The 19,748-nt window shown below is 70.0% G+C and carries 15 protein-coding genes; 7 read left to right on the top strand and 8 right to left on the bottom strand.

Translation table 11 applies throughout. The annotated features are described in order from the left end of the window. Positions 1-181: 181 nt before the first annotated feature. Positions 182-1,993 carry a murein biosynthesis integral membrane protein MurJ gene (murJ, locus tag AB0I21_RS42320; RefSeq protein ID WP_360569321.1) on the bottom strand — a complete coding sequence of 604 codons (1,812 nt, stop codon included), beginning with the start codon at positions 1,991-1,993 and terminating at the stop codon, positions 182-184. 181 nt (positions 1,994-2,174) lie between these two features. On the opposite strand from murJ, the gene AB0I21_RS42315 reads away from it, so the two are divergent. Beyond that, complete coding sequence (locus AB0I21_RS42315; RefSeq protein WP_360569320.1) at positions 2,175-3,677, top strand: CCA tRNA nucleotidyltransferase; 1,503 nt, start codon at positions 2,175-2,177, stop codon at positions 3,675-3,677. On the opposite strand, the gene AB0I21_RS42310 is transcribed toward AB0I21_RS42315, so the two are convergent. Next, on the bottom strand, positions 3,664-4,824 hold the full coding sequence (locus AB0I21_RS42310; RefSeq protein ID WP_360569319.1) for a peptidylprolyl isomerase: 1,161 nt from the start codon (positions 4,822-4,824) through the stop codon (positions 3,664-3,666). The genes AB0I21_RS42315 and AB0I21_RS42310 overlap by 14 nt on opposite strands. 233 nt (positions 4,825-5,057) lie before the next feature. Further along, positions 5,058-6,197, bottom strand: a complete 1,140-nt coding sequence (locus AB0I21_RS42305; RefSeq protein WP_360569318.1) for a glycosyltransferase — start codon at positions 6,195-6,197, stop codon at positions 5,058-5,060. A gap of 221 nt (positions 6,198-6,418) precedes the next feature. On the opposite strand from AB0I21_RS42305, the gene AB0I21_RS42300 reads away from it, so the two are divergent. Beyond that, positions 6,419-7,351, top strand: a complete 933-nt coding sequence (locus tag AB0I21_RS42300) for a hypothetical protein (protein WP_360569317.1) — start codon at positions 6,419-6,421, stop codon at positions 7,349-7,351. 2 nt (positions 7,352-7,353) lie between these two features. Here the strand turns inward: AB0I21_RS42300 and AB0I21_RS42295 are convergent, their stop codons facing one another. The 3 genes from AB0I21_RS42295 to AB0I21_RS42285 all read right to left on the bottom strand — a co-directional run bounded on the left by AB0I21_RS42295 (position 7,354) and on the right by AB0I21_RS42285 (position 10,916). Further along, a complete protein-coding gene (locus tag AB0I21_RS42295; protein WP_360569316.1) occupies positions 7,354-8,718 on the bottom strand; it encodes an MFS transporter in 1,365 nt (454 codons plus the stop codon). Between the two features lie 129 nt (positions 8,719-8,847). Beyond that, positions 8,848-10,374 carry an SPFH domain-containing protein gene (locus tag AB0I21_RS42290; RefSeq protein WP_360569315.1) on the bottom strand — a complete coding sequence of 509 codons (1,527 nt, stop codon included), beginning with the start codon at positions 10,372-10,374 and terminating at the stop codon, positions 8,848-8,850. A 35-nt stretch (positions 10,375-10,409) separates the two neighbouring features. Continuing rightward, positions 10,410-10,916, bottom strand: coding sequence for an NfeD family protein (locus AB0I21_RS42285; RefSeq protein WP_360569314.1), 507 nt, complete (start codon positions 10,914-10,916; stop codon positions 10,410-10,412). 152 nt (positions 10,917-11,068) lie between these two features. Here AB0I21_RS42285 and AB0I21_RS42280 point away from each other — a divergent pair, with 152 nt between their 5' ends. After that, positions 11,069-11,482, top strand: a complete 414-nt coding sequence (locus AB0I21_RS42280; protein ID WP_360569313.1) for a methylated-DNA--[protein]-cysteine S-methyltransferase — start codon at positions 11,069-11,071, stop codon at positions 11,480-11,482. Between the two features lie 55 nt (positions 11,483-11,537). On the opposite strand, the gene AB0I21_RS42275 is transcribed toward AB0I21_RS42280, so the two are convergent. Both AB0I21_RS42275 and AB0I21_RS42270 read right to left on the bottom strand, forming a co-directional pair. Beyond that, positions 11,538-12,617, bottom strand: coding sequence for an inositol-3-phosphate synthase (locus tag AB0I21_RS42275; protein WP_360569349.1), 1,080 nt, complete (start codon positions 12,615-12,617; stop codon positions 11,538-11,540). A gap of 23 nt (positions 12,618-12,640) precedes the next feature. Beyond that, positions 12,641-13,240: a PadR family transcriptional regulator gene (locus AB0I21_RS42270; protein WP_344508541.1), complete on the bottom strand. Its 600-nt coding sequence runs from the start codon at positions 13,238-13,240 to the stop codon at positions 12,641-12,643. A 185-nt stretch (positions 13,241-13,425) separates the two neighbouring features. On the opposite strand from AB0I21_RS42270, the gene AB0I21_RS42265 reads away from it, so the two are divergent. The 4 genes from AB0I21_RS42265 to AB0I21_RS42250 all read left to right on the top strand — a co-directional run bounded on the left by AB0I21_RS42265 (position 13,426) and on the right by AB0I21_RS42250 (position 19,607). Further along, complete coding sequence (locus AB0I21_RS42265; RefSeq protein ID WP_360569312.1) at positions 13,426-13,860, top strand: DUF5318 domain-containing protein; 435 nt, start codon at positions 13,426-13,428, stop codon at positions 13,858-13,860. Positions 13,861-14,346: 486 nt separating this feature from the next. After that, positions 14,347-16,872, top strand: a complete 2,526-nt coding sequence (locus AB0I21_RS42260; RefSeq protein ID WP_360569311.1) for a transglycosylase domain-containing protein — start codon at positions 14,347-14,349, stop codon at positions 16,870-16,872. Positions 16,873-16,954: 82 nt separating this feature from the next. Continuing rightward, entirely contained in the window at positions 16,955-18,148 is a 1,194-nt protein-coding gene (locus AB0I21_RS42255; RefSeq protein ID WP_360569310.1) for a glycosyltransferase 87 family protein, read from the top strand. 4 nt (positions 18,149-18,152) lie between these two features. Then, on the top strand, positions 18,153-19,607 hold the full coding sequence (locus AB0I21_RS42250) for a glycosyltransferase 87 family protein (RefSeq protein ID WP_360569309.1): 1,455 nt from the start codon (positions 18,153-18,155) through the stop codon (positions 19,605-19,607). Positions 19,608-19,748 lie beyond the last annotated feature (141 nt).

Here is a 19,748-nt window from a genome sequence, read left to right as displayed (position 1 = left end):
TACCTTTCACCCGTCTTTCACCGGCTCGCCCCGTCTCGCGATCCGCCCACCGGCGGGAACGGCGCGACCCGACGGACCCGGAAACGACGCACGCCGGTGCGACCTTCCGCACAACTTCGCGCGGTGGCCTCCGGAGGTCCGGCCGGTAGAGCTCCGCCCCGGGGCGGCCGGTTGAGGACGGTCATCGGCCCAGCTTGCCCTTGATCAAGCCGGCGAACTGACGGACCTCGGGCACGCGGAGGGCCAGGGCGGTCGCCGCGTAGGCGGCCAGCAGGACGGCGCAGCCCACGAGGAGCTGCACGAAGCTGGTGATCTTGCCCGGGTCGAGGATCTTGCCGATGGCCCAGGAGACGGCGAGGGCGAGGACACCGCCGACGGCCGCGGCGGCCGCGAGCCGCCCCAGGGTGTCGGCGACCTTCGCCAGGCCGAGCCGGCCCAGGCGGGTGCGCAGCAGCCAGTAGCCCATCACCAGAGCCGCGACGAACGAGAGCGCCGTGCCCACCATCAGCGAGGCCGTCACGGCCGCGATCGGCAGGACGAAGTAGAAGGCGACGTCCAGCAGCAGCCGGACGGCCACGCCGCCGATGTTGACCAGGGCGGGCGTGCGCGTGTCGCGCATCGCGTAGAAGACGCTGGTCTGCATCTGGCTCAGCGCGAACGGCAGCAGGCCCAGCCCCGCCGCGCTCACCACCCAGCCGGTCGCAAGGGCGGTGTCGTAGTCATACTGCCCCCAGTTGAACAGCGTGACGGCGAGCGGCTGGCCCAGCACCAGGTAGATGGCGGCGGCCGGGATGAGGATCACCGACGCCAGCCGGGTGCCCTGGGAGAGCTGGTCGGTGACGTCGCCGAACCTGCCGTCGGCCGCGGCGGACGAGATGCGCGGCATCAGCGCGGTGATCACGGAGACGGCGACGATGCCGTGGGCCATCATGAAGATCAGGAACGCGTTGTTGAAGATCGCGGGGCCGTCGCCGCCACGCAGGGAGTTGTTCTTCGCGAGCACCATCACGACCGTGATGCCGATCTGGTTGACCCCGACGTAGAGCAGCATCCAGGTGCCGAGGCGGCCCAGCTCGCCGAGGTTGAGCTTGCCGAAGTCGAAGCGCCACTTCCAGCGGAAGCCCGTCTTGCGCATCGCCGGCCACAGGCCCAGCGACTGGATCACGATGCCGAGCGTGGTGCCGATGCCGAGCACCAGGACCTGCGGCAGCGTGATCGACTCGGGCGTCGGCAGGTTGGGGCCGGGCAGCAGCACGAAGATGCCGGCCGTGGCGATGATCACGAAATTGTTGAGGATCGGTGTCCACATGGGGGCGGCGAAGTGCCCCCGCACGTTGAGGATCGCGGCGAAGATGCCGGCCAGCCCGTAGAAGAAGATCTCGGGCAGCAGCAGATACGCCAGCAGCGTGATCAGGTCGCGGTCGGTCGCCGTGACCCGGTCGTTGCCCACCGTGTAGACCGCGGTGAGCAGCGGCGCGGCCAGGACCACCACCAGCGTCGCCGCGCCGAGCGCGACCACCGCCAGGGTCAGCAGGCGCTGCGCATAGGCCTCGCCCCGGTCGGGCTCCTGCTTGCGCGCCCGCACGAGCGTCGGGATCAGCACGCTGGCCAGGACGCCGCCGAGCAGGAGCTCATAGATCTGGTTGGGCAGGTTGTTGGCCAGCGTGTAGTCGTCGCCGACGGCGAAGCCGCCGATCGCGGCCGAGATCGCCGCGGCCCGCAGGAAGCCGGTGGCGCGACTCACCAGGCTCAGGATCGCCATGGTGCTGCTGTTGCGCACGACCGTGCCGGTGCTCTCGTCGTCGCCCGGACCCTGCGGTGGCTCCGACTCCTCGACCAGGGGGGCCTCGGGTCGCGCGGTGACCAACGGCAGACTGACCGTCGGCGCGTTGGCGGGATCCACGGGATCAGGCGCCCGGTGAGCGCCCTCGGTCACCGGCCGAAGCACCGCCGTCGGCTCGTTGCTCCAGCGCCCGTCGTCTGCCGGGTCCATCCGCCACACCCCAACTCGGCCGTGCTTCCGCTCGCAGCACAGACCATAGTGGCACCCCCCGACATTTCCACCGCTCGACCGAGGAGCCGACAAATCACACGACCGGTCGCCGACACGGCGACTACCCTCGGTGTCCGCTCCTTGCCCACCGCACATGCCCTCGCGATAGGCTCACCGACCGATGTCCGAAACCACACGAACCGACGCCGCTCGGGCCGAAGCCGCACGGGCCGAAGCCGCGCGCGCCGGGAGCACCCACGCCCTCACCGACGCCCAGCGCCGTGCCGTGCACGAGCTGATGCGCGTCTCCCCCGTCGCCGACGAGCTCGGCCGCCGGTTCGCTGCGGCAGGGCACGAGCTGCACCTCGTCGGCGGTTCGGTGCGTGACGCGCTCCTCGGGCGCCTCGGCGACGACCTGGACTTCACCACCGACGCCCGGCCCGAGGAGACGCTGCGGATCATCGACGGCTGGGCCGAGGCGGTGTGGACGACCGGCCAGGAGTTCGGCACGATCGGGCTCGCCCGCAAGGGCCTGCGCATCGAGGTCACCACGTTCCGCGCCGACGCCTACGACCGCGTCAGCCGCAACCCGATCGTCCAGTACGGCGACAACCTGGTCGACGACCTGCGCCGCCGTGACTTCGCCGTCAACGCGATGGCCGTCTCGGTGCCGGGGCACGAGTTCACCGACCCGTACGGCGGCCTCACCGACCTCGCCGAGCGTGTCCTGCGCACGCCGGGCGCCCCGGAGGAGTCGTTCGCCGACGATCCGCTGCGGATGCTGCGGGCCGCACGGTTCGCCGCGCAGCTGCAGTTCACCGTCGCGGCCGAGGTGCGCGCGGCGATGACCGCCATGGCCGGCGACCTCGCACGGATCACGGCCGAGCGGATCCGCGACGAGTTCGTCAAGCTCATGTGCGGCGCCGACCCGATCACGGGCCTGCGGCTGCTGGTCGACACCGGCCTGGCCGAGACGTTCCTGCCGGAGGTGACCGGTCTCAAGCTGGAGATCGACGAGCACGCCCAGCACAAGGACGTCTACGAGCACACCTTGATCGTCGTGCGCAACGCCATCGGCCACGAGAGCGACGGCCCGGACTTCACGCTGCGCATGGCCGCCCTGATGCACGACGTCGGCAAGCCGGCGACCAAGGCGGTCGGCCCGGACGGCGGCGTCAGCTTCCACCACCACGAGGTCGTGGGCGCGCGGCTGACCAAACAGCGGATGAAGGCGCTCAAGTTCCCCAAGGACGTGATCTCGGACGTCTCAGAGCTGGTCATGCTGCATCTGCGCTTCTACGGGTACGGCCGCGGCGAGTGGACCGACTCGGCGGTGCGCCGCTACGTGACCGACGCCGGGCCGCTGCTGTCGCGCCTGCACAGCCTGACCCGGTCGGACGTGACGACCCGCAACCGGCGCAAGGCGGCGCAGCTCGCGGCCGACTACGACGCGCTGGAGGCCCGGATCGCCCGGATCGCCGCCGAGGAGGACCTGGCCCGCGTCCGGCCCGACCTCGACGGAAACGCGATCATGGAACTGCTCGGGGTGCCGCCCGGCCCGCTCGTGGGTCGAGCCTGGCGGCACCTCAAAGAGCTGCGGCTGGAGCGCGGCCCGCTCGACCGGGACGAGGCCGAGGCCGAGCTGCTGCGCTGGGCTGCCGCCGAGGGCCTCACGAAACCCTGATCTCCGTGATCTTCACGGCCAGCTTCGGCGCGCCGTCGGCACCCCCCGTGGTGGTGCCGGCGGCGGCGATCCGGTCCAGCAGGTCCAGACCGCTCGTCACCTGGCCGAACACGGAGTAGTCCGGCGGGATGGCACTGTCCTTGTAGACGATGAAGAACTGCGAGCCGTTCGTGCCCGGCCCGGCGTTCGCCATGGCGAGCGTGCCCCGCGGGTACGGTGGCAGCGTCGTCGGCAGGTTCTCCTCGCCGAACTGGTAGCCGGGCGTGCCGGTCCCCGTGCCGCCCGGGTCGCCGCACTGCAGCACCCACAGCCCCTCGGTCGTGAGCCGGTGGCAGGGCGTGTCGCTGTAGAAGTCGTCGCGGGACAGGTGGACGAACGAGTTGACCGTGCAGGGCGCCCGGTCGGCGTACAGCTGGATCCCGATCGCACCGAGGTTGGTCTCCAGCGTGGCGTTCGGCTTGCCGGTGAGCGTCGCGCGCGGCGCGGGCGTGGCCACCAGGCGGGGCTCGCCGCCGCCGCGGTCCGCGGGCGAGTACGTGCACGTCACGCCCGCACCGGGAGCCGACGGGGATGCCGCGCCGTTCGGTCCGGCCGCGGGACCGCGACTCGTGCCGTCGCCGGCGCTCGGTGCGCTCTGGGTGCCCGTCTCGGCCGTCGACGCCGCCACGGAGACGACCGGACCGGCGGTGGTGTCGACCGAGTCGTTGGCCCGTACGTACAGCAGGACGGTGGCGGCCCCGCTCAGGATCAGCAGCGCGGCGGCCCCGCCGACGACGGGGATGACCCAGCGCCGCCGCTTGCGCTGCCCGGGCGGGCCACCAGAAGCAGGGCCGGATCCCGGGCCGGAACCGGCCGGACCGGCGGGACCGGCGGGACCGGGTGGCTGCTGATCGAAGGAGGGGCCCTGCGAAGGGCCGCGGGAAGCACCATGCCGGGACTCGCCCGGTGGATGGAAGTCAGGCACGTCATCGGCGGTGTACGCCGGCCGCAGCCACGCGGGGAGGGTCGGGTCCGGCGCCGACGGCGGCAACGGCTCGGCGAGCTCCTGCGGCCGCGGCGCACCGGGCCGCGGCGGCTCGTAGTCCGGCACCTCGTGCTCGGACGAAGGCTGATGGGCGGCCGACGCCAAGGACGGGAACCCGTACACGGGCTCCCGGTACTCGTACTCCTCGTACGCGTCGGGATCGTGCGCACGGGACGGCAGCGACGGCCGCGCCGGCGGACCCGACTCCAGCTCGAACCGGCGTGGACCGCGAGGGTCCTGAGCGCCGCGAGGGTCGCGAGCGCCTCGAGGGTCGTGCCCGGAATCGGGATCCGGCGGCGAAGCGGACAAAGGCGGTGGAGGTGATGACATTATGTGATCATACGATTACAAACGGTTCAAAGCGGCAGGGCCACCGCCATTGCCTTCGCCCGTTCCGCCCACGAGTGCTGCTCGGCGAACGCCTGCCGCCGGGCCACCAGCGCCGGGTCGTGCGCCTCGGCCGCCGCCTCCCGTACCGCGGCGACCACCGCCTTCGGAGTGCCGGCGATCCGCACGAGGGGGGTGTCGAGCCAGTGCACCGCCGGCAGGTCGGTGCTCACGGGCGGCTTCCCGGCCGCGAGATACTCCAGCGTCTTGAGCGGGAACGACGCCCGGTTGAAGGGCGTGTCACGGTACGGCGTGACGCCCACGTCGATATGCCGCAGGAATGTCGGCAGCGACTCGAACGGCTGCCGCCCGACCCAGACGACGTTGGGCCGCTCGGTCAGCGCCGGGAAACGGTCCGGCTCCCAGCGGGCGTCGTGCGGCCCGACCAGCAGCAGCGACACGCCGTCGTCGGCCAGGGCGGCGAGGAGCTCGAAGTCGGTGCGGTCGGAGAACTGGCCGATCACCCCCGCCACGGGCCCGGTGAGCGGCTTCGGGAGCTCGGCCGGCTCGCCCGGGGTCCGGTACGCCGAGGTCTGCACGCCGTTCGGGATCAGCTCGACGCGCTTGGCGCCCAGTCCCGTCCAGCGCTCCGCCAGTACCGTGGAAACCGCCACGACCAGGTCGGCGTTGTCCAGCTGGCGTCGCTCGTCCTCGGCGACCCGGGCCGCGTCGTGCCCCATGAGCTCCGCGCCGGCGACATAGTCATCGGTGCCGTAGAGCACCTTGGCCACCCCGGGACCCCAGCTGCGCAGGACGTCGACGAGGTTGCACGCCATCACCGCGGCCGGCCGGCGGTCGAGCTTGCGCAGCGCCCAGCGGGTCTGCGAGCGGATCAGCGCCGCGGTGCTGACCTTGATGTAGGGGCGGGTGTGCAGCGGCAGCACCCGCGGCGTCAGCCGCGTCACACCGTCGGACACCTGACGGATCTGCGGGGAGACGCCCAGGCGGGAGGCGCCGTAACGGTATCGGTCCGGAGTCGCCGCAGAGATCGGCGGATCGACCCAGAGAATGTCAGCATGTGAGGTGAGCGCCGAGGCGAGCAGCCGGTCAGAGCCGGTCACCCCGTCCCACGACGTTCCGGCGAAGACGACGACCAGCGGCTGAGGCACGGCTCACATTCTCCTGGAGGACTCGGGGCAGGTTCAACGCTGTCAGAACTCTGACCCCGGTTGGGTCGTGCATGTGGCGATTCAGCCGGTTCTGCACGTAGACCGGGTCAGCTACCGTCGCTACACGTTCCCCCCTTTTCGGCCGCACCCACGGTTGTGGGCCCGGCCACCCCTGAAAAACTCTGGAGGCAGACATGCAGCCGTGTCCTACCTGCGGCGGCATGGGCATTGATACGAACGGTTACTGCACGCAGTGCCGCACCTATCGAGGCGTCCCGCAGGCGCCGCAACCGCCGGTGAGCGGCTCGCCCTACGGTGGCGACTCGTACGGCGCGCCCTATGCCGGCTACCAAAGCAGCGGACCCTCGTTCCCCGACCAGCAGGTCAGCGGGCCGGGCTATCCCAGCCAGGTCAGCGGCCAGCCGGGCTACCCCGGCCAGGTCAGCGGACCGGCCTACCCCGGCCAGGTCAGCGGACCGCCGGCGTTCCCGCCGGCGACCTACGGCGGTCAGTACGGCGCGTCGCCGACCCCGCCGCGGCGCAACAAGTTCATGATGCCGCTGATCGCGCTGTCCGGCGTGGTCGTGGTCCTCGTGATCGCGATCGTCGCCGTGGTCGCGCTGCGCGGCAAGGACGAGGACCCGAAGAACGTCGCCGACCCGGGCAAGACCACCACCGCCGGTGCGAGCGCCGGGGCGAGCGCCAAGCCGAGCGCGGCGATCGACTCGTGCTTGATCGGCTCCTGGACGACCACCAGCTACAGCTCGACAACGCCGATGGATGGTGTCGAGGGCGGCCTCAAGCTCACGCTGGACAAGAACGGCTCGAAGCTGAAGTTCAACGCCGACGGCACCTACACCGAGACCTACAAGGACAGCGTCTACAAGGCCAACCCGACGATCTCCGGCACAACGGTGGCGATCACGGCCACGGTCAACGCGACCGTCACCGCGACGGTGCACACCACCAGCGGCAGCATCGTGTACGAGGACGTGCAGGCCACCGGCAAGATGGTGGTCGCCGTCCCGTCCACGGGCAACAGCGAGGAGCAGCAGTTCGAGGCTGACGACACGCCGAGCAAGTACACGTGCAGCGGCAGCATCCTGTCGTTCTCGAACACGACGACCCAGGTGCAGGCGAAGAAGGACAGCTGAGGCTACGGATACGTGAGCTGTTTCCCGCCGGGTTGTGCGATGTCGTCGCCGACCCGGCGGGCCCACCGGCCGCCGAGCACCGCGTAGCCCACGGCGGTCAGCACGTAGCAGATCGCCACCCCGCTGAGCACCACCGCCGACTGGCCGGTGTAGGGCAGGGTCAGCGCGCCGATGTACATGCCGGCGACCAGCATGATGTTGAACGCGGTGTCGTTGATGCTGAACACCCGCCCGCGGAACTCGTCCGCGCACTCGTGCTGCAGTGACGTGTCCGTGACGATCTTGATCGCCTGGGCCGCGAGGCTGGTGACGAAGACCGCCCCGAGCAGCAGCACCGGGTCGAAGGGCAGCCCGAAGCCGAGGATCGCCGCGCCCGTGGCCGCCAGCACGACCGTCACCCAGCGCCAGCCGCCCATCCGGCGGGCCACCGGCGGGGTCACGAAGGACGCCAGCAGCATCCCGACGCCGCCTGCGGCGAAGGCGTTGGCGATGGTACCGAAGGAGTCGCTGACCTCGCTGCCGGTGTTGAACACGGAGCGGAACAGCAGCAGGCAGGCCAGCAGGACCACGCCGTACAGCAGCCGGAACACCGCCTGCACCAGGACGAGATAGGCGGCGCCGCGCTTCGCGGCGAGGTGGCGGACCCCGGCGACGGTGCCGCGGTTGACCTCGCCGACCGCCTGCCGGATCGAGCTCTTGGTCTGCTGCGCGGCGTCGGGCCCCAGCTCGTCGGCGGCGAACGACGACCGGCCGATCAGCGCGGACGCCAGGTAGAAGGCGGCCGCCATCGAGGCGACCAGCGCATAGCCGTGGAACGACGTGGCCAGCACCGTCTTGATCAGTGTCGCGCCGACGCCGATGCCGAGGGAGAAGCTGAGGGAGCCGAGCGTCGCGGCGAACGAGTTGGCGGTCACCAGCATGTGGTCGTCGACGACATGCGGGGTCGCCGCGGACAGCCCGGCCAGGAAGAACCGGTTCAACCCGGTGACCACGAGCGCCAGCAGGAACGGCACCGGCGACTCGTGCCCCTGCCAGATGTACAGCGCGATCGGCAGCACCAGGACGGCGCGCAGCAGGTTGGCCCGCAGGATGATCGTGCGCCGCCGCCACCGGTCGAGGAACACCCCGACATACGGCCCGATCAGCGAATACGGCAGCAGGAGGACGGCGAAGCCGGCGGCGATGGCCATGCCGCCGGCGCGCTGCTCCGGGTTGAACAACACCGTGCCGGCCAGCGCGCCCTGAAACAGGCCGTCGCCGATCTGCGCCACCATCCGCACGCCGAGCAGGCGGCGGAAGCCACGTTGCCGCAGGACCGCCCGTACGAAGTGGGACTGTGGATGAGCGGCTGCGGTGGCGGTGGACACGCCAAAAGCCTACGGCTCGCTCAGCCCTTTGGCGGCTTGACCGCACCTCGGCCGTGGGCGGGCCCGCGGTCGGCGGGCTCACCCACGGCTCCGGCGCGTCGACGGCGGCTCGGCCGTCGACGGGGTCTGTCAGGCCTGCCGGGGCTTCGGCGCCTCGACCGCGGCGCGGCCGTTGGCGGGCTCGTCCGCGACCATGCCGCTGAGACGGCCGAGCAGTTTCGCCAGGTCGATGCCGGTCAGGTCGGTGCTGAGCTGCAGGCCCTGGGCGACGTTGCCGGCGACCGACTTCGTCAGCGACGACGCGCCGTCGGTGGAGATGACGGTCATCTTGTCGATGTTGGCCATCGGCTCGCTCGCGGCCTTGACCACCTCCGGCATCACCCGCACCAGCAGGTCCAGGATCGCGGCCTCGCCGTATGCGGCGAACGCGTCCGCCTTGAGCTTCATCGCCTCGGCCTCGGCCTGGCCGCGGGCCAGGATCGCCGACGCCTCGGCGGAACCCTCCCGCTCCAGGGCCTCGGCGATCGCGACGCGCCGGCGCTGCTCCGCCTCACCTTCCTTGGCGCCCTCGATCGCGTTGGCCTCGGCGAGCGCGGCCCGGCGGGACCGCTCGCCCTCACCGGTGAGGCGGGCCTGCTCGGCGGAGCCCTGCGCCGCGGCGATGACGGACTGCCGCTGCGCGTCGGCCTTGAAGATCGCGGCGTTCTTCGCCGCCTCCGCCTCCTGCTCCACCCGGTAGCGCTCGGCGTCGGCCGGCTTGCGGACCTCGGTGTCGAGCTGGCGCTGCTTGAGCTCGGCGTTGCGCTCGGCGACCTTCTGCTGCTCGGCCAGGATGACCTGCTCGCGCTCGGCCTGGGCGAGAGGGCCGGCCGCGGCGGACCGGGCCTTCGCGGCGTCGATCTCCGCCTGGATGGAGGCCTGCTTGAGCGCCAGGTTGCGGTTGGCCTCGGCGATGGCCTCCTCCGCCTTGAGCCGCTCCGACTCGGCCGCCTGGCGGGCGTGCGCCTCGGCGATCGCGGCGTCCCGCAGCACGCGGGCGGCCTCCGGGCGGCCGAGGTCCTTCAGGTAGGACCCGTCGGCGAGGATGTCCTGGAGCTGGAACGTGTCGAGCACCAGACCCTGGTTGGTCAGCGAGTGCTCCGCCTCCTCGGCGACCGCGCTGGCGAACGCGGTTCGGTCCCGGATGATCTCCTCGATGGTGAGCCGGCCGACGATCGAGCGCAGCGCGCCGGCGAGCACCTCGCTGGTGAACAGGTCGATGCCCTGCTGCTGGTTGAGGAACCGCTGGGCGGCGGCGCGGATCGCGTCCTCGGTGCCGCCGACCTTGACGATCGCGACGCCCTGCAGGTTGGCGCGGATGCCCTGCTTGCTGACCGCGCCGGTGATCTCGACGTGGATGCGGCGGCTGGACAGGTCCAGGACCTGGAGCTTCTGCACGATCGGCACCACGAACACCGAGGCGCCCATGACGACCTTCTGCCCGGACAGGTCGGTGGAGCGCGACCCGTCGAGCGCCTGCACCGACTTGCCCTTGCGGCCGGTGATGATGAATGCCTCGTTGGAGCCGGCGACCTTGATCCGCGCGACGATGAACAGCATCAGGAAGAGGATCAGCAGCACGCCGCCGCCGATCGCGATGAGCAGGACCGTATTCATATGTACGTCCCTTCTTGAAAAAGGGTTTACTCGACCTACAAAGGGGTTTCTTCGACGATCACGCTGGTGGAACTGGTCGCCTCCACCACGAGGACCCGCGCGCCGAGCGCGATCGGATGGTCCGCGCGGGCGCTGAGCTTCACGGGCTGTCCGCCGAGGGAGATCCGCACCTCGCCGAAACCGTTCACGGAGATGGGGGTGACGACGACGCCGATGGTGCCGATCATGTCCCGTTGCGTCGGTGTCGCGTCGGTACGCATGTTCATCGCCATCCGGGCGAGCCGGGTCGCGAACCAGGCCGTCGGAAAGGCCGCCGCGATGCCGCAGAGGGCGGCGACGGCCGAGCCCCCCGGGACGCCGAGCGCCGACACGATCGCCGCGCCGAATCCGAACGCGCCGATGAACCCGGCGATCGCCGGCAATGAGAACAGGCCGCCGGCGTCCGGATGGTCGACGTCGAAATGGAAAAGGTCGCCGAGCAACAGCGACAAGGCCAGCACGAGGACGCCCAGGCCGCCGACGACCAGGAACACCACATCCATCGCGCCCCCTCCCCGTTGGAACTAGCAGGGTATCCATCCGACGCAAATCTGACACTCGCGTTTTCGGGCACAATTGACGCGTGCGTTGGGCGGAGATGCAGGCGCCGATCGATTCGGTCGGAATCGCGGTGGACGACACCGGTGTGTGCTCGGTGCGTTTCGGAGGCGCGGCCGGTCCGCTCGCCCCCGCCGGCGATCCGGTGCTGGAGCGGGCCATCGAGGAGCTGACCGGCTACTTCGGCGGGGAGTCGGCGCCGTTCACGGTGCCGCTGTCGGTGCGCGGCGGGTCGGAGTTCGAGCGGGCCGTCTGGCGGGCGCTGTGGGCCATCCCGTATGCGGAGATGCGCACGTACGGGCAGATCGCCGCCGCGGTCGGCGAGCCGGACGGGGCCAGGGCGGTCGGGGTCGCCTGCAACCGCAACCCGCTGCCGATCATCGTGCCGTGCCATCGCGTGGTCGGCGCCGACGGGAAGATGGTCGGGTTCGGCGGCGGCATCTGGCGCAAGAAGGTGCTGCTGGAGCTGGAGGCCAAGGTCCGCATCGAGCGCGAGTTCGGCCTGTCATGAGAAACGCCCCTCTCCGGTGGTCCGGAGAGGGGCGTTCCTAGTTATAAGGAGTGGTTCAGCGCTCGATCTCGCCGGCGATGAACTGCTCGACCGACTGGTGCGCGTCGTGGTCGTTGTACTGCACCGGCGGCGACTTCATGAAGTAGCTCGACGCGGACAGGATCGGGCCGCCGATGCCGCGGTCCTTGGCGATCTTCGCGGCGCGCAGCGCGTCGATGATGACGCCGGCCGAGTTGGGCGAGTCCCAGACCTCGAGCTTCAGCTCCGCGTTGAGCGGGGTGTCGCCGAAGGACTTGCCCTCGAGGCGGATGTAGGCCCACTTGCGGTCGTCGAGCCACGGCACGTGGTCCGACGGGCCGATGTGGACGTCGGACTTCGCCATCTCGTGCGGGATCTGCGAGGTCACCGACTGGGTCTTCGAGATCTTCTTCGAGACCAGGCGGGTGCGCTCCAGCATGTTCATGAAGTCCATGTTGCCGCCGAAGTTGAGCTGGTACGTGCGCAGCAGCTCGACGCCGCGGTCCTCGAACAGCTTCGCGAGGGCGCGGTGCACGATCGTGGCGCCGACCTGGCTCTTGATGTCGTCGCCGACGATCGGCAGCCCGGCGTCGGTGAACTTCTGCGCCCACTCCGGGTTGGAGGCGATGAACACCGGGAGCGCGTTGACGAAGGCGGCGCCCGCGTCGATGGCGGCCTGGGCGTAGTACTTGGCGGCCTGCTCCGAGCCGACCGGCAGGTAGCAGACGAGCACGTCGACCTGAGCCTCGCGCAGCGCGGCGGCCACGTCGACCGGCTGCTCGTCGGACTCGTCGACCATCTCGCGGTAGTACTGGCCGAGGCCGTCGAGGGTCGGTCCGCGCTGGACGGTCACGCCGGTGGGCGGCACGTCGCAGAACTGGATGGTGTTGTTCTCGCTGGCGCTGATCGCGGCCGCGAGGTCCTGGCCGACCTTCTTCGCGTCGACGTCGAACGCGGCGACGAACTGCACGTCACCGACGTGGTAGTCGCCGAACTTGACGTGCATGAGACCCGGTACCCGGTCATTCGGGTCGGCGGTGCGGTAATACTCCACGCCCTGGACCAGGGACGAGGCGCAGTTGCCTACACCGACGATGGCAACGCGGACGGAGCCCATCGCGGATGCCTCCTTCTTGTTGTTCACGATGACCGCTCCGGATCTGCCGAAGGCGGCTGAGGGGTGGTGCCATTGCGTTCGTTCGCAATGAGCTCTTCGAGCCAGCGGACCTCGCGCTCGCACGCGTCCAGGCCGTGGCGTTGCAGCTCCAGGGTGTAGGCGTCGAGCCGCTCCGCGGCCCGGCTCAGCACGTCGCGCATGCCCTCGCGACGCTCCTCCACCCGGCGGCGGCGGCCCTCGAGGATCCGCAACCTGGTCGCCGGGTCGGTGCGTGCGAAGAAGGCGAAGTGGACGCCGAAGCCGGCCTCGCTGTCATAGGTCTCGGGGCCGGCGGCGGTGAGCAGCTCCTGGAAGCGCTCCTTGCCCTCGGCGGTGATCGTGTAGACCACGCGGCCGCGCTTGCCGGTGAGCAACGGGACCTCGTCGGGTGACGCCGGCATGCCAGTCGGCGGGGCACCTTCGGTGATCCAGCCGTCCGTCTGTAGACGGCGCAGTGTGGGGTAGAGAGAGCCGTAGCTGATCGCGGCCCGGAACGCGCCCAGCTTGGTCGTGAGCTGCTTACGCAGCTCGTAACCGTGCATCGGGGACTCGTGCAGGAGACCCAGGATCGCCAGTTCGAGCATTCCCGGCCTCCCTCCGTTTACCCGATCCGATGTATCGGCCCGATACATCGCAACGGTAGGCCCCCAGCCGAACGGATGCAACGCGCGTGACCAAGTGGCCTGGACCACACCTCTGATCGTCTATCCGACGGTTACCGATCGTGACCGATGTCGCCGAGCGGCGCGGGACCGCGTACCCTCGGCGCATGCGTACCCAGCGTCAGGTGGTCGACTTCTCCTTGCGGAGACGCGCCCTGCTGCGTGAGGTGCATTCCGGGCGTGTCGGCACCTATGAGGTGTGCGACGCGTCGCCATACCTGAAGAGCGCAGCGAAGTTCCACGGTGAGCCGACGGAGGAGCTGTGCCCGGTGTGCCGCCGGGAGAACCTCACCCATGTGCATTACATCTATGGGGATGAGCTGCGGCAGTCGTCGGGTCAGGCTCGCCGCCTGACCGAGCTGCCACTCCTGGCGATGACGCTGAGTGAGTTTCACGTCTACGTGGTGGAGGTCTGTCGCGCCTGCGGCTGGAACCACCTCGTGGAGCAATATCTTCTGGGTCGCGACGGCCTGACGGCCGGATCGGACGATGGAGCCGGCGGTCGGTCAACGACGCGGGCCCGAGGAGGGGCGGCCGAGTGAACCTGGCCCGCGATCGCTGCGGGCCGATTTGCATCGATGCCCTGACGAGCGGTGACCTCGCGGCCTCACGGCCGCTTGACGCCCGGGACCGCAGACTTTGAGACCTGACCGACGAGTGCCTCAGCTCACAGACATGGTGGCGACGGAGCATGCGACAACGACGCAACCGGCAAGGTGGGACGAATGAACTACGGTGACCCGACCAACTCCCCCTCGGGCCGGGCGCAGGTTCCTGGATCCTTTCCGGGACCAGACGGTGACGACTTCGGCGTGCCGCCCCTTCCACCGCCGCCTGCCCTGCCGCCACCCGCGCCGAGCGCCGGTGCCGCAGGCCGGGCAACGGTCGGCCGCGCCAGCGTAGGGCGCCCGGGCGGCGACGAGCCGCGCACCGGGCGCGCGTCCGTGCCGGTGTCCGGCGCGTCCGGGTCGGCGTCGGTCGGGTCGGCGTCCGTCTCCGGCTCCGCCTCGGTGTCTGGCTCTGCCTCCGTGTCCGGGTCCGCGTCGGTGCCCGGCTCCTCCGCCGGCCGTGCGACGGTCGGCCGGGCCACCGTCGGCCGCGCGTCGGTGTCGATGGGTGCCGAGGGCTTCGGCGACGGTCCCGGCGGGCCGGGCGGTCCAGGCGGCCCGGGTGGCCCCGACGGCCCCGGTGGTGCCGGCGGCAGCGGCCCTGGCCGGGGCCGGAGCAGCAGCGCCAAGGCCAAGCGCCGGCGCCGCCGCAACATCGTCATCGCCGCGATCGCCTCGTTCATCATGATCGCCGGCATCGGCATGGTCAGCGGCACCTACTACTTCGACCAGGTCGGGCTGCCCGAGGACCTGGCCATGGAGCAGTCGACCACGATCTACTACGCCGACGGCGTCACCCCGATGGGCCGCATCGGCGACAAGAACCGCACGGTCATCCCGATCACGGAGATCCCGCTCGACGTGCAGCACGCCGTCGTCGCGGCCGAGGACAACAGCTTCTACACCAACGACGGCGTCGACTACAAAGGCGTCGTCCGCGCGGCGTGGAACAACGTGACCGGCGGCGACCGGCAGGGCGCCTCGACGATCAGCCAGCAGTACGCGCGCCACTGGGCCGACCTCGAGGGCGTCACCTACGCGCGGAAGCTGCGCGAGGCCGTCATCGCGCTGAAGCTCAACCAGGAGTTCGAGAAGGACAAGATCCTGGAGATGTACCTCAACATCGTCTACTTCGGGCGAGGGGCGTACGGCATCCAGGCGGCATCCATCGCGTACTTCAACAAGCCCGCGAAGGAACTGAGCATGGCCGAGGGCATGGTCCTGGCCGGCATCATCAAGAACCCCGAGGGCAACAACGCCAAGGGCAGCCCCTTCGATCCGAACATCGACAAGCAGCAGGCGACGGATCGGTTCAACTACATCAAGGGGCAGATGCTCTCGCTCAAGTTCGTGAAGCCCGAAGAGGCGGACACGAAGATGGCCTACCCGACGACGGTCATCGCGCCGGCCGTCGCCCGGGCCAACGCGGTCAAGACGCAGGGCAGCATGGACAAGCCCGAGGGCCTGATCGTGCACCACGTGCTCGACGAGGTCGCGGCGCTCAAGGACCCGAAGACCAACGCCCCGCTGTATGAGGGTGTCGACCCCGACGGCAGCAAGAACTTCGACAAGATCCGCAACGGTGGTCTGAAGATCGTCACGACCGTCGACCAGAAGCTGCAGCAGGCCGCGGTCCAGGAGGCGAGCCGCAACCCCGAGTCGCGGATCAACAAGTACCCGGGCAACCTGCAGGCCGCGCTCGTGGCCGTCGAGCCGGGCACCGGCGCGGTCAAGGCCTACTACGGCGGCGACAGTGGCAACGGTGGCGACTTCGCCGGCTACTACAACGACCCGGTGCTCAGCAACGGCGAAGACAGCTGCTGCGGCGGCCACCCGCCGGGCTCGACGTTCAAGGTCTACACCCTCGCCACCGGTCTGATGGCCGGCTACACGATCGACTCCTACTGGAACGGCGACTCGCCGCAGCAGTTCCCGGCCAGCGGCCGGACCGCGAAGAACCCGGTCAAGAACGCCGGTGAGGGCGCGGTCTCGTCGCCGAAGTGCAAGTCGGGCGACGGCAAGTGGTGCACCTTGGAAGAGGTCACCGTCATGTCGCTCAACGTGCCGTTCTTCGCGCTCGCCGAGAAGGTCGGCCCGGCGAAGGTGATCGACACCGCCCGCGCGGCCGGCATCACCGACATGTGGGCCAACGTCGACAACAAGTCCAAGAAGATCGACCTCGTGGCCAACAAGGGCTCCGACGTGTTCCCGAAGTACTTCAACACCGAGGTCGCCTTCGGTCAGTACCCGGTGACGGTGCTGGAGCACGCCGGCGGCATCGCCACGTTCGCCGCCCGCGGCGTCGCGGCGAAGACCCACTTCCTGAAGGAGGTGTGGGAGGACGGCAAGAAGACCTACGGCGAGGTGATCAACCCGAAGCGCATCCCGGGCTTCACCGACCAGATGGCCGACGACCTCAACACCGTCCTGCAGGGCGTGCCGAAGCACTACAACCTGAAGCTCAAGGACGGCCGCCAGATCGCCGGCAAGACCGGCACCTGGCAGCTGCGCGACACCACCGCCAACGCGCACGCGTGGTTCGTCGGCTATACCGCCTACGACCCGGGCAAGAAGTCGCCGGGCCTGGCGACCGCGGTGTGGGTCGGCAACAAGGCCGAAGAGCAGAAGATCGTCGACAGCAGCGGCAAGGGCGTCATCGGCGGTAACCTGCCCGGCCCGATCTGGCAGGACTTCATGGACAAGGCCGAGGCCATCATGAAGCAGCCGAAGATCAACTTCCCGGGTCCGAAGCACGTCGGCAACCAGGACGTCGGCACCGGCATCTCGCCGCAGCCGAGCCTCCCGGTCGAACCGAGCCTCCCGGGCGGTCCGGGGAACGGCAACGGCAATGGGAACGGCAACGGCGGCAACCCCGGTGACACGCAGAGCCCGGGCCCGGGCGGCATCGGTGGCGGCATCTTCCCCACGCCGACACGAAGACGCTGATCAAGGTAGGCCGAAGATGTGCGGCCACGGTAACGGCGGTATGTTCGCCGGGACCGTGGCCGCTGTCGTTTGGGGGTGTCCGTTGGAAGCGGGCAGGCTGAAGGCCGTCCGGTGGGGGCTGCTCGCGCTGCTCATAGCGCTGGTGGCCTACGCGCACTGGTGGTATGGCATCCGGCACCACTTCTACGACCTCAAGATCTACCGGCAGGCCGTCGACTGGTGGCTCGACGGGCACGACCTCTACACGTTCACCAAACCCGACATGACGCAGGGCGAGCTCGGCTTCACCTATCCGCCGTTCGGCGCGATGGTGCTGGTCCCCTTCGCGCTGCTGGCGAAGAACGCCGCCGTCACCGTCTACGCGATCCTCGCCTGCGCCGGCCTGCTGATCACCACGTACTGGCTCGTCGCCCCGGCGGCCCGCCGGCACGGCTGGTCGCTGACCTTCGCGCTGGTGCTGTCGACCGTCGTGTTCACCACGCTCGAGCCGATCCGTGAAACGTTCAGCTTCGGCCAGATCAATGTGCTGCTGATCGTGCTCATCCTCGGCGACCTGCTGGTGCTGCTGCCGCGGCGGAGCCGGTGGGCGGGTGTGCTCATCGGGCTCGCCGCCGCCATCAAGCTCACCCCGGCGATCTTCATCGTGTATCTGCTGGTCAGCCGCCGGTACCGGGCGGGAATCACGGCGATCGTCAGCGCCGCCGCCGCCACGTTGCTGGCCGCCGCGGTCGCGCCCCGCGCCTCGTGGGACTTCTGGACCGACACGCTGTGGAAGGGCGAGGGGATCGGCAAGACGGCGTACATCCCTAACCAGTCGCTGCGCGGGCTGCTCGCCCGGTATGACGCCCCCGGCTGGCTGTGGGTGCTGCTGGTGCTGACCGTCGTCGGCGTCGGCCTGTGGCGGGCCCGCCGCGCCGCGCTCGCCGGCGACGAGCTCGTCGGGCTCACCATCGCAGGCCTCGTCGGCTGCCTGGCCAGCCCGATCACCTGGATCCACCACATCTACTGGTTCGCGCCCGCCATCGTCGTCCTGTTCGACGCCGGCCGGCGATGGCTCGCCGTATTGATCGCTGTCACCGTCGGTGTGGGCATGGTGTCGCTGTACGACCAGGGCCTGCCCGTCGACCCGTGGGGCGAGGGCGTCCTCGGATTCTTCATCGAGAACTGGTACGTCCTGCTCGCCGTCGTGCTGCTGTTCGCGATGCCGATCCGGCGGGTCGGCGAGGAAACCACGTCGGGTGGTGCACCCGCCCCGGAGGTTGCGACGGTACGGTGATGCGATGCCGCCGACTGTGCGACCCGAGCACCGCCTGAATGACGAGCCCGCCACCTCCGACCGCTTCGTCGGTGGCCTCTCCGAGTCGATCGGTGGGCCCCTGGGCAGTCACGCCGTGCGGACACCGAACCGGTTCTGGACCCCCGCGCGGGTGGTCCTGCTGCTGATCTGCGCCATGCTCAGCTTCTCCTGGATGCAGAAGTCCCCCTGCCGCGACGGCGCCTGGGCGGACATGAAGCAGTACAAGTACTTCTGCTACACCGACGTGCTGGCCCTCTACTACGCCGAGGGCCTCAACGAGGGCCAGGTCCCCTACGCCGACCACCAGGTCGAGTATCCGGTCCTGACCGGCGCATTCATGGGCGTGCTCGGCCTGCCCGTGCACTCCCTCGGCCAGCAGGGGGCGCTCGACAACCCCGGCCAGACCTTCTACGACCTCAACGCGGTCGTGCTCAGCGCCTTCGGCATCGCCGCGGTCGCCGCCACGCTCGCCGTCCGGCGCCGAAGGCCCTGGGACGCCGCGATGTTCGCCGCGGCACCCGCGCTGTTCGTCTCCGCGACCGTGAACTGGGACCTCTTCTGCGTCGGCCTCGCCGCCATCTCCATGGCGTGCTGGGCCCGCCGAAGACCACTGCTCGCCGGTCTCTTCCTCGGCCTGGCGACGGCCGCGAAGTTCTATCCGGTCCTGATCCTCGGCGCCCTCCTGGTCCTCTGCCTGCGCACCGGCAAGTGGAAGGAGGCCCTCGCCACCTTCGGCGTCGGCGCCGGCACCTGGCTCGCCGTCAACGTGCCCATCGCGGCCCTCTACTGGGACTCCTGGATCAAGTTCTGGGACTTCAACTCCCAGCGGGGCATCGACTGGGGCACCCTCTGGTACATCGGCGCGCACTTCCCGCGCGGCTCCGGCCAGTACGGGTTCCCCTACTTCCAGAACCTCGACACCGATCCTGAGCACGCCACCCTCAACGTGCTCTACCTCGGCCTCTTCCTGATCTGCTGCGTTGGCATCCTCGTCCTGGGCCTCACCGCCCCGACCACACCCCGCCTCGCGCAGCTCGCGTTCCTGATCGTGGCCGCGTTCCTGCTCACCGGCAAGGTGTGGTCGCAGCAGTACGTCCTGTGGCTCATCCCCCTCGCGGTCCTCGCCCGGCCCCGCTGGGGTGCCTTCCTCGCCTGGCAAGCGGCCGAGGTCTTGTACTTCGTCTCGTTCTACGGCGAGCTCATGGGCGCCTCGGGTCGTCAGGTCTTCCCGGAGGGCGTGTTCGTCCTCGCCTCGATCCTGCGCCTGGTGACCCTCGCGGTCCTGGTCGGCTACGTCATCCGCGACATCAGGCACCCGGAGATGGACGTCGTCCGCGACACCTACGAAGGCGAGGACCCCGACGGCGGCGTCTTCAACCCCGAACCCGCCGAACGCCCCCTGATCGAACCCCCACCCCTGGTCAAGGCGGAGGCGTAGCCACTTCGCACTGCTGCACCTCGCACTTCTGCACAACGGCAAGGGCCGGCGGGATCTTCTCCCGCCGGCCCTCTTCGTGTCTCGTTCTTCGGCGCTTCGGCGCTTCGGCGCTTCGGCGCTTCGGCGCTTCGGCGCTTCGGC

The organism is Dactylosporangium sp. NPDC050588 (genome assembly GCF_040654975.1).
Taxonomy (GTDB): Bacteria; Actinomycetota; Actinomycetes; order Mycobacteriales; family Micromonosporaceae; genus Dactylosporangium; species Dactylosporangium maewongense.
This window is presented reverse-complemented; position numbering and strand designations above follow the sequence as displayed.

What these genes read in the sequence shown, in the direction of transcription:
- murJ (WP_360569321.1), bottom strand. Translation starts at nt 1,993, where the DNA reads ATGGACCCGGCAGACGACGGGCGCTGGAGCAACGAGCCGACGGCGGTG.
- AB0I21_RS42315 (WP_360569320.1), top strand. Translation starts at nt 2,175, where the DNA reads ATGTCCGAAACCACACGAACCGACGCCGCTCGGGCCGAAGCCGCACGG.
- AB0I21_RS42300 (WP_360569317.1), top strand. Translation starts at nt 6,419, where the DNA reads ATGGGCATTGATACGAACGGTTACTGCACGCAGTGCCGCACCTATCGA.
- AB0I21_RS42290 (WP_360569315.1), bottom strand. Translation starts at nt 10,374, where the DNA reads ATGAATACGGTCCTGCTCATCGCGATCGGCGGCGGCGTGCTGCTGATC.
- AB0I21_RS42285 (WP_360569314.1), bottom strand. Translation starts at nt 10,916, where the DNA reads ATGGATGTGGTGTTCCTGGTCGTCGGCGGCCTGGGCGTCCTCGTGCTG.
- AB0I21_RS42275 (WP_360569349.1), bottom strand. Translation starts at nt 12,617, where the DNA reads ATGGGCTCCGTCCGCGTTGCCATCGTCGGTGTAGGCAACTGCGCCTCG.
- AB0I21_RS42270 (WP_344508541.1), bottom strand. Translation starts at nt 13,240, where the DNA reads ATGCTCGAACTGGCGATCCTGGGTCTCCTGCACGAGTCCCCGATGCAC.
- AB0I21_RS42265 (WP_360569312.1), top strand. Translation starts at nt 13,426, where the DNA reads ATGCGTACCCAGCGTCAGGTGGTCGACTTCTCCTTGCGGAGACGCGCC.
- AB0I21_RS42250 (WP_360569309.1), top strand. Translation starts at nt 18,153, where the DNA reads ATGCCGCCGACTGTGCGACCCGAGCACCGCCTGAATGACGAGCCCGCC.